General features: G+C 61.7%; 12 protein-coding genes. 5 read left to right on the top strand and 7 right to left on the bottom strand.

The genetic code is table 11. The annotated features are described in order from the left end of the window. Window positions 1-73 precede the first annotated feature (73 nt). The 7 genes from cmk to mtnA form a co-directional block, all read right to left on the bottom strand. On the bottom strand, window positions 74-763 hold the full coding sequence (cmk, locus tag AC07R1_RS29505; protein WP_495111211.1) for a (d)CMP kinase: 690 nt from the start codon (window positions 761-763) through the stop codon (window positions 74-76). Then, entirely contained in the window at window positions 760-2,967 is a 2,208-nt protein-coding gene (locus tag AC07R1_RS29510; RefSeq protein ID WP_077934602.1) for a bifunctional prephenate dehydrogenase/3-phosphoshikimate 1-carboxyvinyltransferase, read from the bottom strand. The genes cmk and AC07R1_RS29510 overlap by 4 nt, the downstream gene beginning before the upstream one ends. A gap of 28 nt (window positions 2,968-2,995) precedes the next feature. After that, on the bottom strand, window positions 2,996-4,108 hold the full coding sequence (gene hisC / locus AC07R1_RS29515; protein WP_495111212.1) for a histidinol-phosphate transaminase: 1,113 nt from the start codon (window positions 4,106-4,108) through the stop codon (window positions 2,996-2,998). A gap of 10 nt (window positions 4,109-4,118) precedes the next feature. After that, window positions 4,119-5,213 (bottom strand): prephenate dehydratase, encoded by a 1,095-nt coding sequence (gene pheA, locus AC07R1_RS29520; RefSeq protein ID WP_011062583.1) that lies wholly within the window; start codon window positions 5,211-5,213, stop codon window positions 4,119-4,121. After that, the gene (gene serC, locus AC07R1_RS29525) at window positions 5,213-6,298 is read right to left on the bottom strand and encodes a 3-phosphoserine/phosphohydroxythreonine transaminase (RefSeq protein ID WP_342400476.1); all 1,086 of its coding nucleotides are present in this window, start codon (window positions 6,296-6,298) and stop codon (window positions 5,213-5,215) included. Before serC ends, pheA begins: the two co-directional genes overlap by 1 nt. Window positions 6,299-6,362: 64 nt before the next feature. Then, window positions 6,363-9,032 (bottom strand): DNA gyrase subunit A, encoded by a 2,670-nt coding sequence (gene gyrA, locus AC07R1_RS29530; protein WP_011062585.1) that lies wholly within the window; start codon window positions 9,030-9,032, stop codon window positions 6,363-6,365. Between the two features lie 354 nt (window positions 9,033-9,386). Then, the gene (mtnA, locus tag AC07R1_RS29535) at window positions 9,387-10,463 is read right to left on the bottom strand and encodes an S-methyl-5-thioribose-1-phosphate isomerase (RefSeq protein ID WP_053153156.1); all 1,077 of its coding nucleotides are present in this window, start codon (window positions 10,461-10,463) and stop codon (window positions 9,387-9,389) included. 109 nt (window positions 10,464-10,572) lie between these two features. Here mtnA and AC07R1_RS29540 point away from each other — a divergent pair, with 109 nt between their 5' ends. The 5 genes from AC07R1_RS29540 to AC07R1_RS29560 all read left to right on the top strand — a co-directional run bounded on the left by AC07R1_RS29540 (window position 10,573) and on the right by AC07R1_RS29560 (window position 15,434). Continuing rightward, window positions 10,573-11,904 (top strand): TRZ/ATZ family hydrolase, encoded by a 1,332-nt coding sequence (locus AC07R1_RS29540; protein ID WP_065365452.1) that lies wholly within the window; start codon window positions 10,573-10,575, stop codon window positions 11,902-11,904. Between the two features lie 62 nt (window positions 11,905-11,966). Then, window positions 11,967-12,665 (top strand): bifunctional 2-polyprenyl-6-hydroxyphenol methylase/3-demethylubiquinol 3-O-methyltransferase UbiG, encoded by a 699-nt coding sequence (gene ubiG, locus AC07R1_RS29545; RefSeq protein ID WP_495111213.1) that lies wholly within the window; start codon window positions 11,967-11,969, stop codon window positions 12,663-12,665. A gap of 3 nt (window positions 12,666-12,668) precedes the next feature. Continuing rightward, a complete protein-coding gene (gene mupP, locus AC07R1_RS29550; RefSeq protein ID WP_123431301.1) occupies window positions 12,669-13,340 on the top strand; it encodes an N-acetylmuramic acid 6-phosphate phosphatase MupP in 672 nt (223 codons plus the stop codon). Between the two features lie 56 nt (window positions 13,341-13,396). Next, a complete protein-coding gene (locus AC07R1_RS29555) occupies window positions 13,397-14,137 on the top strand; it encodes a YciK family oxidoreductase (protein ID WP_015636577.1) in 741 nt (246 codons plus the stop codon). A 370-nt stretch (window positions 14,138-14,507) separates the two neighbouring features. Continuing rightward, window positions 14,508-15,434 carry a GGDEF domain-containing protein gene (locus AC07R1_RS29560; protein ID WP_011062590.1) on the top strand — a complete coding sequence of 309 codons (927 nt, stop codon included), beginning with the start codon at window positions 14,508-14,510 and terminating at the stop codon, window positions 15,432-15,434. Window positions 15,435-15,469: the final 35 nt, after the last annotated feature.

A 15,469-nucleotide genomic window follows, 5' to 3' on the forward strand; every position in this document is an offset into this window, starting at 1 on the left:
CAGACGATGTGGGTTACGTTCATATAAAAGAACGATCGCAGGACTATGACTGGTCCCCTGCAATCCTTCTTGTTCACCCGGCGATATCGCGAATGGCGATTTCACTCAAGATGCGTTGCAACACCTGATCGATGGACAACTCCGTGGAATCCAGCTGTATGGCGTCAGCCGCCGGCTTGAGCGGGGCCACCGCTCGCTGGGTATCGCGCTCATCACGCGCACGTATCTCATCTAGCAGACTCGACAGACTAACACCATCGACCTTTCCCTTCAACTGCAAGTAACGGCGACGAGCACGCTCCTCGGCACTGGCAGTCAGGAAAATCTTCAACGGAGCGTCGGGAAACACCACGGTTCCCATGTCGCGGCCATCGGCAACCAACCCCGGCGGCTCCTGAAAGGCACGCTGACGCTGCAGCAGGGCGTCTCGCACAGCAGGCAACGCCGCAACCTGAGAAGCCCAGGCCCCGACCTGCTCGTTGCGCAGGTCATCCGTCACGTCATCACCCTCAAGAATGATCCGCTGCGGATGGTTCTCGGTAGCTCCGAGAAACTGCACATCCAGGTGAGCCGCCAACAATTTCAGCGACTCTTCGTTGGTCAGATCGACGCCATGATTGCGCGCGGCGAACGCCAGAAGCCGGTACAGCGCTCCGGAGTCCAGCAGACACCAGCCCAGATGCTTGGCCAGCTTCCCGGCAATGGTGCCCTTACCCGAACCACTCGGCCCATCGATGGTGATCACCGGCGACTTGATATTCACGACTGAGCCTCTTGCGCGACACGGATCCCCACCTGCGCGCACAGCGCAAGGAAGTTCGGGAACGAGGTCGCAACGTTGGCGCAGTCATGAATGCGGATCGGCGCGTTGGCGCGCAGCGAGGCGACACTGAAAGCCATGGCGATACGGTGGTCACCATGCCCATGAACCTCCCCGCCGCCGATCTGGCCACCCTCGATGATGATGCCGTCCGGGGTCGGTTCGCACTTGACCCCCAGGGTCAGCAGGCCATCAGCCATCACCTGGATACGGTCAGACTCCTTGACCCGCAGCTCTTCAGCGCCACGCAGCACCGTGCGTCCTTCGGCGCAAGCGGCCGCGACGAACAACACAGGGAACTCATCGATTGCCAGCGGTACCAACTCTTCGGGAATCTCGATCCCCTTGAGCTTGGCGGCGCGCACATGCAGATCGGCAACCGGCTCGCCACCCACTTCGCGCTGGTTTTCCAGGCGAATGTCAGCGCCCATCAACCGCAGGATATCGATCACACCTGTACGGGTCGGGTTGATCCCCACGTGCTCCAGCACCAGCTCGGAACCTTCGGCAATGGATGCAGCCACCAGGAAGAACGCCGCGGAAGAAATGTCCGCAGGCACCTCAATATGGGTTGCCTTGAGCTTGCCGCCGGATTCGACCGAGGCCGTGGCGCCGTCGACACTCACCGAGTAGCCGAAGCCACGCAGCATGCGCTCGGTATGGTCACGGGTCGGAGCCGGCTCGGTGACCGTGGTTTTCCCTTCGGCATATAAACCCGCCAACAACAGGCAGGACTTAACCTGCGCACTGGCCATCGGCAAGGTGTAGGTGAGCCCCTTGAGCTTGTGACCGCCACGAATCACCATCGGCGGGCGACCCTCGGCAGCCGTCTCAATGACCGCGCCCATTTCCCGCAGCGGGTTCGCCACACGATTCATCGGACGCTTGGACAGGGACGGATCGCCAGTCAACGTGCTGTCGAAGCTTTGTGCAGCCAGCAAGCCCGACAGCAGGCGCATCGAGGTACCGGAGTTCCCCAGGTAGATCGGCCCTGGAGCCGGCTTCAAGCCGTGCAAGCCAACACCATGAATGGTCACACGACCATGATGCGGCCCTTCGATGACCACGCCCATGTCGCGGAAAGCCTGCAAGGTCGCCAGAGCATCTTCGCCCTCGAGGAAACCTTCCACTTCAGTGGTGCCCTCAGCCAGCGAGCCAAGCATGATCGAGCGGTGAGAAATCGACTTGTCGCCCGGTACACGAATCCGCCCAGACAGGCGGCCACCAGGATTTGCCAGGAAAATCAGATCGTTGGAGTTCATAGCGTCCACATAGGCCCGGCGGGCCAGGATTTTACCGAAATGCTCGCGGGCAACCCGGGCGCGAGTGAATACGCCCAACAATTGATGCCCGTCCCCTGCATCGACCGCATCACGCAGAGCGTCGAGGTCGTTGCGAAATGTATCGAGTGTGCGCAGTACCGCCTCGCGATTGGCAAGGAAGATGTCGTGCCACATGACCGGGTCGCTGCCGGCGATTCTCGTGAAATCGCGGAACCCGCCCGCAGCGTAACGGAAGATATCGAGATTTTCACTGCGCTTGGCCAGGGAATCGACCAGACCGAACGCCAGCAGGTGCGGCAAATGGCTGGTCGCCGCCAGGACTTCATCGTGACGCTCGACCTGCATGTGCTCGACATCCGCCCCCAGCTCACGCCAAAGCCTGTCGACCAGGTCCAGCGCCGCGGTATCAGTCTGCTCCAGAGGCGTCAGGATCACCTTGTGCCGACGAAACAGCTGCGCGTTGGAGGCCTCCACACCACTCTGCTCGGAGCCCGCAATGGGGTGCCCCGGGACAAAGCGTGCAGGCATGCCGCCAAAAGCTTCTTGTGCAGCGCGCACCACATTGCCTTTGGCGCTGCCGACATCGGTCAGCACCGCTTGGCCCAGATCCATGCCGGCAAGCAGAGCCAGCAGCTTTTCCATGGCCAGGATCGGCACCGCCAGTTGAATCACATCGGCGCCCTGGCAAGCCAGGACCAGATCCTCTTCACAGCGATCCACCACCCCCAGTTCGACCGCCAACTGGCGAGACTGCGGATCCAGATCGACACCGACTACCTCACGACACAGGCCACTTTCACGCAAACCCTTGGCAAAGGAACCGCCAATCAACCCCAGGCCGATCACCACCAGGCGACCGATCATAGGCACAGCAGATTGCATTGGAATGACATCAAGCACGGGCCAGAACCTTGGCCAAAGCCTCAAGGAAACGAGTGTTTTCCGCCGGCAGGCCGATGGTGATGCGCAAATGATTTGGCATGCCGTAGTTGGCCACCGGACGCACGATCACCCCCTCGCGCAACAACCCCTGGAAGATCGGCGCAGCCTCACGCCCCAGGTCCACGGCAATGAAATTGCCCTTGGAAGGAATCCATCTCAGGCCCAGATCACGGAACCCCGCCTCCAACTGCTGCATGCCGGCCTCGTTCAGACGACGACTCTCGGCCAGGTAGCCCACATCCTCAAGTGCGGCGCAAGCCGCAGCCAAGGCCAGGCTGTTGACGTTGAAAGGCTGGCGCACACGGTTCAGCACATCCGCCACCACCGGGGTCGACAGCCCATAACCGACCCGCAGGGCTGCCAGGCCATAGGCCTTGGAGAAGGTTCGCGAAACCAGCAGGTTCGGGTAGGCCGCCAGGAAGTCCAGGCCATCCGGCAGGTCACTGCCTTCGGCGTACTCGATATAGGCCTCGTCCAGCACCACCAGCGCGTGGGCCGGTACATCCTGCAAAAACTCGTCCAGTTCCTCGGCACCGAACCAGGTACCGGTCGGGTTGTTCGGGTTGGCGATGAACACTACACGGGTCCGATCATCGATCGCCTTGAGCATGGCTGGCAGGTCATGCCCCCAGCTCTTGGCCGGAACCACGCGAGCCTGGGCTCCGACAGCCTGGGTAACGATGGGGTAGACGGCAAATGCGTGCTCGCTGAACACCGCATTCAAGCCGGGCGCCAGGTAGGCACGAGCCACCAGCTCCAGAATGTCGTTGGAACCGTTGCCCAGGGTCACCTGGTCGATTTCCACACCGCAGCGCTCGGCCAGCAGGGACTTGAGGGCAAAACCGTTGCCATCCGGATAACGGGTCAGCTCGGCAAGCTCGTCACGAATCGCCGCCAGGGCCTTGGGGCTGGCGCCCAGCGGGTTTTCATTGCTCGCCAGCTTGACGATGGTGGCCGGATCGATGTCCAGCTCACGGGCCAGTTCGTCCACGGGCTTGCCCGGAACGTAAGGCGAAAGTTGTTGCACGCCTGGTTGTGCCAGTGCGAGGAAGTCGCCACTCATTGTTAAAGCCTCAGAGAACCGCTTTCGGGTAGGAACCCAGCACCTTGAGTGCTACTGCTTCCTGACTGATCTTTTCCAGCACACCCTTGACCAACGGATCACGGTGGTGGCCGACGAAGTCGATGAAGAACACATAGGTCCATTTGCCACTGCGCGACGGTCGGGTCTCGATTCGCGTCAGGTCGATGCCATTGTCGTGGAATGGCACCAACAGCTCGTGCAAGGCACCGGGCTTGTTGCTCATGGACACGATGATCGAGGTCTTGTCGTCGCCGGTCGGCGGCACTTCCTGATTACCGATCATCAAAAAGCGCGTGGAGTTGTCCGGACGATCCTCGATTTTCTCTGCCAGGCGCGTCAGGCCATACAGGCCTGCCGCCATGTCGCCGGCGATCGCCGCCGAATTCCACTCGCCCTTTACCCGCTTGGCCGCCTCGGCGTTGCTGGACACCGCCACGCGCTCGACATTCGGGTAATGGGCGTCCAGCCACTTGCGGCACTGGGCCAGGGACTGGGCATGGGAATAAATGCGACTGATGCTGTCGGTCTTGGTGTTCTCACCCACCAGCAGATGATGGTGAATGCGCAGTTCGACTTCACCGCAGATCACCATGTCGTGCTCGAGGAAGCTGTCGAGAGTGTGGTTCACCGCACCCTCGGTGGAGTTTTCCACCGGCACCACGCCGAAGTTCACGGCGCCGGCCGCCACTTCACGGAACACCTCATCGATCGCTGCCATCGGCTTGCTGATCACCGCATGACCGAAGTGCTTCATGGCCGCGGCTTGGGTGAAGGTACCTTCAGGACCGAGGTAGGCCACTTTCAATGGCTGCTCCAGGGCCAGGCACGAAGACATGATTTCGCGGAACAAACGCGCCATCTCTTCATTGCCCAGCGGCCCCTGGTTGCGCTCCATCACCCGCTTGAGCACCTGGGCTTCACGCTCGGGACGATAGAACACCGGCACTTCGCCCTCGGCGAGGGAGCCCATCTTGACCCGCGCCACTTCCTGGGCACAGCGCGCGCGCTCACTGATCAGCTCCAGGACCTTCTCGTCCAGGGCGTCAATACGCAGGCGCAGAGCCTTGAGTTCTTGCTCAGACATCAGCCGTGTTCCTTCTCGAACTCCGCCATGTAGGCCACCAGCGCATTGACTGCGTTGATGTCCACGGCGTTGTAGATGGAAGCGCGCATGCCACCCACCGAGCGGTGGCCCTTGAGGTTCAACAGGCCGCGAGCCTCGGCGCCCACCAGGAACGGTTTGTCCAGGCGATCGTCGGCCAGACGGAACGGTACGTTCATCCAGGAGCGGTCGGTCTTGTTGATCGGGTTGCTGTACAGGCCGCTGGCGTCGATGAAATCGTACAGGGTGCGCTGCTTGGCCTCATTGAGCCTGGCGATGGCTTCAACCCCGCCCTGCTCCTTGAGCCATTCGAACACCAGGCCGGACAGATACCAGGCCAGGGTCGGCGGCGTGTTGTACATCGAGCCGTTGTCCGCCGCGACCTTGTAGTCGAGCATGGTCGGGCACAGCGAACGGGCACGCCCCAGCAGGTCTTCGCGAATGATGTTCACCAGGATGCCGCTGGGGCCGATATTCTTCTGCGCGCCAGCGTAGATCATGCCGAAACGGGAGATATCCACAGGGCGCGAGAGGATGTCGGACGACATGTCGGCCACCAGGGGAACGTCGCCGGTTTCCGGGATCCAGTTGAATTCCAGGCCGCCAATGGTTTCGTTCGGCGCGTAGTGCACGTAGGCCGCATCTGGCGACAGCTGCCATTCGTTCTGGCCGGGAATTGCGAAATAGTCGTAAGGCTTGGCAGTGGCCGCCACATTCACCTGCCCGTAGCGGGAGGCTTCTTCAATGGCTTTCTGCGACCAGATACCGGTGTCGACATAGTCGGCCTTGCCACCCTCGGGCAGCAGGTTCAGTGGGATCTGGGCAAATTGCTGGCTGGCGCCGCCTTGCAGAAACAGCACTTTATAGTTCGAGGGGATATTCAGCAGATCACGCAGATCCTGCTCGGCCTTGGTGGCAATGGAAACGAACTCATCGCTGCGATGGCTCATTTCCATGACCGACAGGCCCTTGCCATGCCAATCCAGCAATTCGGCCTGGGCACGCAACAGGACAGCTTCAGGTAGCGCAGCGGGACCTGCGCAGAAGTTATAGGCTCGTTTGCTCACATCCACTCTCGCTATGCATTCACGGTAGCGGACAGAGCAAACACTCTGCCCTGCTACGATTTATTTAGTCTTGCGACTCTTCTTCGCCTGCGGCGTCTGCCTGTTGGCCTTCGGCTGCCTCATCGGTATCGGCAACCGCATCCAGCACGGCTCCCTCGAATTCAGCACCCTCTTCACCTTCGAACTCTTCGCCCTCGATTTCCGATGGCTCCTGCACCCGCTCCAGGCCCACCAGGGTTTCATCGCTGGCCAGCTTGATCAGGGTCACGCCTTGAGTGTTACGGCCCAGGCTCGACACTTCGTCGACACGAGTACGCACCAGGGTGCCCTGATCGGAAATCAGCATGATCTCCTCACCATCCAGCACCTGCACCGCGCCAACCAGGCGACCGTTACGCTCGTTGCTGACCATGGCGATAACGCCCTGGCCGCCACGCTTGTACTCGGGGAACTCGCCAATGGCGGTACGCTTGCCGAAACCACGCTCGGAGGCGGTGAGGATCTGGCTGCCTTCTTCCGGAATCAGCATGGAAATCAGCTTCTGGCCTTCCGCCAGGCGCATGCCGCGCACACCGCGAGCGGTACGGCCCATGGCGCGCACGTCGGACTCCTTGAAGCGAGTGACCTTGCCTCCGTCGGAGAACAGCATGACTTCACGCTCGCCATCGGTGATGGCGGCACTGATCAGCACGTCGCCTTCGTCCAGCTCCAGGGCGATCAGGCCCACGCTGCGCTGGCGGCTGAAGGACTCCAGCGGGGTCTTCTTCACGGTGCCGTTGGCGGTCGCCATGAAGATGTAGTGACCTTCGGTGTACTCCTCTACCGGCAGCATGGTGGTGATGTATTCACCCTCATCCAGCGGTAGCAGGTTGACCAGCGGACGACCGCGTGCGGCACGGGATGCTTCAGGAATTTCATAAGTCTTCAGCCAGTACACCTTGCCCTTGCTGGAGAACAGCAGCAGCGTGGTGTGGCTGTTGGCAACCAGCAGGTGAGCGATGTAGTCCTCATCCTTGACGCCTGTGGCCGACTTGCCTTTACCGCCACGACGCTGGGCCTGATAGGCAGCCAGCGGCTGGGTCTTGGCGTAGCCGCCGTGGGAAATGGTCACCACACGCTCTTCTTCCGGGATCATGTCACCCAGGGTCAGGTCGAGGCGGGCATCGAGAATCTCGGTGCGGCGCACGTCGCCGTATTCAGCGCGGATCACTTCCAGCTCTTCGCGGATCACTTCCATCAGGCGCGTGGCGCTATTGAGGATGCGGATCAGCTCGCCGATCTGGTTGAGGATCTCCTGGTACTCGGCCAGCAGCTTTTCGTGCTCCAGGCCAGTCAGGCGGTGCAGGCGCAACTCCAGAATGGCTTGTGCCTGTTCCGGGGACAGGAAGTACTTGCCGTCGCGCAGACCGTATTGCGGATCAAGGTTTTCCGGACGGCAGGAATCCGCACCGGCACGCTCGACCATGGTCATGACCGCGCTGGACTCCCAAGGGGTGCTGATCAGCGCTTCCTTGGCTTCCGACGGCGTCGGCGAGGCCTTGATCAGGGCGATCACCGGATCGATGTTGGACAGGGCAACGGCCTGGCCTTCAAGGATGTGGCCACGCTCACGAGCCTTGCGCAGCTCGAACACGGTACGCCGGGTAACGACTTCACGACGGTGACGAACGAAGGCTTCCAGCAGATCCTTGAGATTGAGGATCCGCGGACGGCCGTCGATCAGCGCCACGATGTTGATGCCGAACACTGCTTGCAGCTGGGTCTGGGCGTAGAGGTTATTGAGGATCACCTCAGGCACTTCGCCACGACGCAGCTCGATCACGACGCGCATACCGTCCTTGTCGGACTCATCGCGCAGTTCAGTGATGCCTTCGAGTTTCTTCTCTTTCACCAGCTCGGCGATCTTCTCGATCAACCGCGCCTTGTTCAGTTGGTAAGGCAGCTCGGTGATGACGATCTGTTGGCGGCCGCCAACCTTGTCGATGTCTTCGATGATCGAGCGGGCACGCATATAAATGCGGCCACGGCCGGTGCGATAGGCCTCGATGATGCCTTCGCGACCGTTGATGATCGCCGCGGTCGGGAAATCCGGGCCGGGGATGTACTGCATCAGCTCGTCGACAGTCAGCTCGGGATTGTCGATCAGCGCCAGGCAACCATCGATGACTTCACCGAGGTTGTGCGGCGGAATGTTGGTCGCCATGCCCACGGCGATACCGCTGGAACCGTTGACCAGCAGGTTGGGGATCTTGGTCGGCATGACCGCCGGGATCATCTCGGTACCGTCGTAGTTCGGCACCCAGTCCACGGTTTCCTTGTGCAGGTCGGCCAGCAGCTCGTGCGCCAGCTTGGTCATGCGAACTTCGGTGTATCGCATGGCAGCCGCGTTGTCGCCGTCGACCGAACCGAAGTTACCCTGGCCGTCTACCAGCAGGTAGCGCAGGGAGAATGGCTGGGCCATACGAACGATGGTGTCGTACACCGCGGTATCACCGTGCGGGTGATACTTACCGATCACGTCACCGACAACACGGGCAGATTTCTTGTACGGCTTGTTCCAGTCGTTACCGAGCTCGCTCATCGCGTACAGCACACGCCGGTGCACGGGCTTCAAGCCATCGCGCGCATCAGGCAGTGCCCGCCCGACGATTACGCTCATCGCGTAGTCGAGGTAGGACTGTTTCAGCTCGTCTTCGATATTGACCGGGAGGATTTCTTTGGCCAGTTCGCCCATGAGAAGCCTGATTCCTTTTTCTGGTGAAACTTCGTCACATCCATATGGGACGAACGAAGCTCGCCGCTGCAGGCCTAGTGCCATGCACCGACTTACGACAAATCAACAAGTTATGCCATGGATTTGCGCAGTGAAGGCAGCCGCGTCGGACCACCTTGGAAACCGCCGGATGTTATCACAATCGCCGCCACGCACCTATCCCCCTGACGCGCATGGAGCATAGTTAGTTGACCGGTGACAGCCTGATAAGAGACGAGAGGGGCTCAGAGGCCAAATTCGCACATAATTAAGCGCTTTTTACTGAGCTGACAGCTTTCCCGGGAAGCCGCCACCAACGACTTGCCCGGACACTCGTCAGTGCAAGCGCTTGCGGCACATCAATTGCGCCATCTTGGCCGTGTCCGGCCGCTCGACAACGCCCTTCTCGGTGACGATGGCATCGATCAGGTCCGCTGGCGTGACATCGAACAGCGGATTGAAGCCTTCTACCCCCTCCCCCATGCGCTTGCCCGCGATCTCCAGCAACTCCTCGCCCGCCCGCTCTGCCAAGGGAATGTCATCACCGCTGGCAAGGCTCATGTCGATGCTCGAACTGGGCGCCACCACCATGAAGCGAACACCGTGGTGCATGGCATTGACCGCCAGCTGGTAAGTGCCAATCTGGTTCGCTACATCGCCATTGGCAGTGATGCGGTCCGCCCCCACCACGACCCAGGTCACGCCCTTGGTCTTCATGATGTGCGCGGCGGCTGCATCGACATTTACCGTTACCGGAATGCCTTCGCTGGCCAGCTCCCAGGCCGTCAGGCGCGAACCCTGCAGCCAGGGCCGGGTTTCATCGGCGTAGACCCGCTCCACCATACCTTCCAGCCAGGCCGCGCGAATCACCCCCAGGGCCGTGCCGAAACCACCGGTGGCCAGGGCGCCGGTATTGCTGTGAGTCAACAGGGCCTGGGGGTTGCCCTGATGCCGCCGGATCAGGTCCACACCCAGCTGAGCCATGGTCAGGTTGGCTTCGCGATCGCTCTCATGAATGGCCAGGGCTTCAGCTTCCAGCGCTGCCAACGGATCAGCATGTTCCCTGACCCGCTCCAGGCGCTCGCGCATGCGATTGAGCGCCCAGGACAGATTCACCGCCGCAGGAGCGGCATCCACCAGCAAGGTGAAATCCTCTTCCAGCGCCGCAAACCAGTCGCCACCTGCGACAAATCGTCCACGTGCTGCCAGAACCAGGCCGTAGGCAGCACTGATGCCAATGGCCGGCGCCCCACAGACCACCATCGAGCGAATCGCCTCGGCCACTCCAGCGGCGCTGTCATAGGCAATCCAGGACTCCTCGAAAGGCAAGGCCCGCTGATCGAGCAGGTACAGAGTGCTATCCCGCCATTCAATGGCCCTGACTTTCTCCGCAGCCAACAGACGATCGCGCATCCCTCACCCCGCACTCATGAACAAAAGCCGCCGATTATAGCGATCCCCCTGCCAGGACGCTCGGGTATACTTCGCCATCCTTTTATATAAAGCCCTGGACCGATACTCGATGCCGAACCGCGACATTGCGCTCGACCTGCTGCTGCTCCCGACCTGGCTGGTGCCGGTGGAGCCGGCCGGCGTCGTCCTCAGGGAACACGGCCTGGGCATCCGCGACGGGCACATCGTGTTCATCGGCCCACGCGCCGAGGCCTTGAAGTATCGCGCCACGGAAATCCGCGAACTGCCCGACACGCTGCTCACCCCGGGCCTGATCAACGCCCACGGGCACGCCGCCATGACCCTGTTTCGCGGCCTGGCCGATGACCTGCCGCTGATGACCTGGCTGGAAAAGCACATCTGGCCCGCCGAAGCCAAGTGGGTGGATGAAGCCTTCGTCCGCGACGGCACCGACCTGGCCATCGCCGAGCAGATCAAGGGTGGGATCACCTGTTTCTCGGACATGTACTTCTTCCCGAAGGTTGCCAGTGAGCGGGTGCACAACAGCGGCATGCGAGCACAGGTCGCCATCCCCATTCTCGACTTCCCGATTCCCGGTGCCCAGAATGCCGACGAAGCCATCCGCCAGGGCGTAGAGCTGTTCGGCGATCTCAAGCATCATCCGCGGATCAACATCACCTTCGGCCCTCATGCACCCTACACCGTTGGCGACGAGAACCTGGAAAAAATCCGGATCATTGCCGAAGAACTCGACGCTGCGATCCACATGCATGTGCATGAGACCGCCCACGAGGTGCAGCAATCCGTGGAACAGCACGGTGAGCGACCGCTGGCGCGCCTGGCTCGCCTGGGCCTGCTGGGACCACGCTTCCAGGCCGTTCATATGACCCAAATCAGCGATGACGACCTGGCTTTACTGGTAGAAACCAACACCAGCGTCATTCACTGCCCGGAATCCAACCTGAAACTGGCCAGCGGCTTCTGCCCTGTAGAACGTCTGTGGCAGGCCGGAGTCAACGTGGCGGTAGGCACCGATGGCGCCGCCAGCAACAACGACCTGGACCTGCTGGGGGAAACCCGTACCGCCGCGCTGCTGGCCAAGGCCGTGGCCGGGTCGGCTACCGCCCTGGATGCCCATCGCGCACTGCGCATGGCTACCCTCAACGGCGCCAGGGCCATGGGCCTGGAAAGCCAAGTGGGCTCCCTGGAAATCGGCAAGGCCGCAGACCTGACAGCCTTCGACCTGTCCGGCCTGGCCCAGCAGCCGATCTACGACCCGGTGTCGCAACTGATCTACGCCACCGGCCGAGACTGCGTGAAACATGTATGGGTCGCCGGCAAGCAACTGCTGGATGACCGACGCCTGACCCGCCTGGACGAGCATCAGCTGGGCGCTACCGCCCGCGACTGGGCCCGGCGCATCAGCGGCCACCACCCATAACCCGGGCCTTGAGCACAGGCTCGAGGCCCGACAGAGAATTTTCTAGCTTTGGAGCACTACCCATGAGCAACGTCGACCACGCTGAAATCGCCAAATTCGAAGCCCTGGCCCATCGCTGGTGGGACCGTGAAAGCGAGTTCAAGCCCCTGCACGACATCAACCCCCTGCGGGTAAACTGGATCGACGAACGGATCGGCCTGGCGGGCAAGAAAGTCCTCGACGTCGGTTGCGGCGGCGGCATCCTCAGCGAAGCCATGGCCCAGCGCGGCGCTACCGTGACCGGCATCGACATGGGCGAGGCCCCGCTGGCCGTGGCGCAATTGCACCAGCTGGAATCCGGCGTCAACGTCGAGTACCGGCAGATCACTGCCGAGGCCCTGGCCGAGGAAATGCCCGAGCAATTCGACGTGGTCACCTGCCTGGAAATGCTCGAGCACGTGCCGGACCCTTCGTCGGTGATTCGCGCCTGCTTCCGCATGGTCAAGCCCGGTGGCCAGGTGTTCTTCTCCACCATCAACCGCAACCCCAAGGCCTACCTGTTCGCCATCATCGGCGCTGAATACATCATGAAGCTGCTGCCGCGCGGCACCCACGACTTCAAGAAGTTCATCCGCCCATCCGAGCTCGGTGCCTGGAGCCGCTCTGCCGGCCTGACCGTCAAGGACATCATCGGCCTGACCTACAACCCGCTGACCAAGCACTACAAGCTGGCCCCGGACGTGGACGTCAACTACATGATCCAGACCCTGCGAGAGGAGTAAGACATGGCTATCAGAGCCGTTCTCTTCGACATGGATGGCACCCTGCTCGATACCGCTCCGGACTTCATCGCGGTGTGCCAGGGCATGCGCCGTGATCGCGGCCTGCCACCCATCGCCGACCAGCACATTCGCGACGAGATCTCCGGCGGCGCCCGCGCCATGGTGGCGGTGACCTTCTCCATGGACCCCGAATCCCCGGGCTTCGAGGAACTGCGCCTGGAGTTTCTCGAGCGCTACCTCAAGCATTGCGCCGTGCACAGCAAGCTCTTCGACGGCATGGCCGAGCTGCTGGCAGATATCGAAAAGGCCCACCTGGTCTGGGGCGTGGTCACCAACAAGCCGCTGCGCTTCGCCGAGCCGATCATGCAGCAACTGGGGCTGGCCGAGCGCTCGGCACTGCTGATCTGCCCTGACCACGTGAAGAACAGCAAGCCCGACCCCGAACCGCTGATCCTGGCGTGCAAGATGCTCGACCTGGCCCCGTCCAGCGTGCTGTTTGTCGGCGACGATCTGCGCGATATCGAATCCGGCCGCGATGCGGGCACCAGGACCGCTGCGGTGACCTATGGCTATATCCATCCGGACGACAACCCACGGCACTGGGGCGCCGACGTGGTGGTCAGTCACCCGCTGGAACTGCGCCAGGTTCTGGACAACGCGCTGTGCGGCTGCTGAGCAGCGGCATGCCCGGCTAAGCGCCGGGGACGATCCAATTTCTGTTGAGGCCTTTTATGTTTGATTATTCCGCTCGCCCAGAACTGCTCAAGGACCGGGTCATTCTGGTCACTGGCGCCGGTCGTGGCATCGGCGCCGCCGCCGCCAAGACCTTTGCCGCTCATGGCGCCACCGTGCTGCTGCTGGGCAAGACCGAAGCCAACCTGACCGAGGTCTACGACGCCATCGAGGCGGCCGGCCATCCGCAGCCGGCGGTAATCCCGTTCAACCTGGAAACCGCCCTGCCGCACCAGTACGACGAACTGGCGGCCATGATCGAAACCGAGTTCGGCCACCTCGACGGCCTGTTGCACAACGCCTCGATCATCGGCCCGCGCACGCCTCTGGAGCAGCTCTCCGGGGAGAACTTCATGCGTGTGATGCAGGTCAACGTCAACGCCATGTTCATGCTTACCAGCACCCTGCTGCCCCTGCTCAAGCTGTCCCAGGATGCTTCGGTGGTCTTCACCTCCAGCAGCGTTGGCCGCAAGGGCCGGGCTTACTGGGGCGCCTACGGCGTATCGAAGTTCGCCACCGAAGGCTTGATGCAGACCCTGGCCGACGAGCTGGACACCGTGGCTCCGGTGCGTGCCAACAGCATCAACCCAGGCGCCACTCGCACCAGCATGCGGGCCCAGGCCTACCCGGGAGAAAACCCCAGCAACAATCCGACCCCGGAAGAAATCATGCCGGTCTATCTGTACCTGATGGGGCCGGACAGCACCGGGATCAACGGTCAAGCCTTCGACGCGCAGTAATACCCCCTCCCGTTCGTCGCGACGGAATACCGTCGCGACGCCTCGGCAATGCCTACCCCGCGTAGGTTTCAAGCCAAACAAATGTCATTTTTGACGACAGCCTTTTTACGCCGAAACCCAACCTGCTGAATCCAAACAAGTTTTCCCAATATGAACCGAATGGCACGAGTTTCGCTCTAACGACACTCAATACACAGTGCATTGACGCTGTGGAAAACGGCTTGCGCTGAGGGCTTTATAGCCACAGGCGAGACGGCCTAAAATATGCGCGTTGTCCTACGGGACTGATGGAACAGTATGACGCGCAGCTCTGAGCCGCTCTCACCCAGGCAGTTAGACCGTACACAGTGCTCAGGGGGCTCAAGCTCAGATGAAAACACCGACCCAGACCAACGCAATTGACTTCGATAGCGCCAAATTGCAACGCCTGGGCTTTGGCCAGCAGTCGCCACTGATCAAGCAGCCCATCAGCCTCGCCCAGTTGCGCCAGCAACTGGGCCTGCAGCTGCAGACCAGCCTTGAACCGCAACGCATCCTGGGCCTGTTCTTTCGTGAGGTTCAGCGCCTGGTCCCCCTGGATGCCCTGCAGTACCAGCACACTCCGAGCGACCTGCGCCTGGAGTTCGGCCAGCGCGGCCATCACTCCATCAGCTACAGCCTGAGCCACGAAGGCGAACCGATGGGCGAGCTGGTCTTTCGCCGCAACCAGCGCTTCAGCGAATCAGAACAGGGCTCCCTGGAATCGCTGCTCTCGACCCTGCTGTACCCGATGCGCAATGCCCTGCTGTATCGCGCCGCCACTCGCAGCGCCCTGCGGGATCCGCTGACCGATACCGGCAATCGCATCGCCATGGACCAGACCCTGCAACGGGAAATCGAAATGGCCCGTCGTCACCTGCTTCCACTGTCGCTGCTGATGCTGGACATCGATCACTTCAAGCGCATCAACGACAACCACGGCCACAGCGCCGGCGATCAAGTGCTCAAGGCCGTTGCCGCGGCAATCAAGGGGCAATTGCGCAATGTCGACATGGTGTTTCGCTTTGGCGGGGAAGAGTTCTTGATCCTGCTGTCCAACACCGGGCGCGAAGCCGCGGCGATGGTGGGCGAGCGTCTGCGCCATGCCGCCCAGGCCCAGGACTACCGGGCCGATGGTCAGCCGATCGAACTTACCGTAAGCCTGGGGTGTTCGACTCTGCTACCGGGAGAATCCGCAGAAAGCCTGTTGCGACGCGCCGACAGCGCGCTGTACGTGGCCAAGCGCGAAGGGCGCAACCGCCTGGCAATGGCGGGCTGAGCACAAGGTAGCGCCCTGCCCCGTTGATGCACGGG

This window comes from Pseudomonas sp. GW821-FHT07F01, from assembly GCF_059418825.1.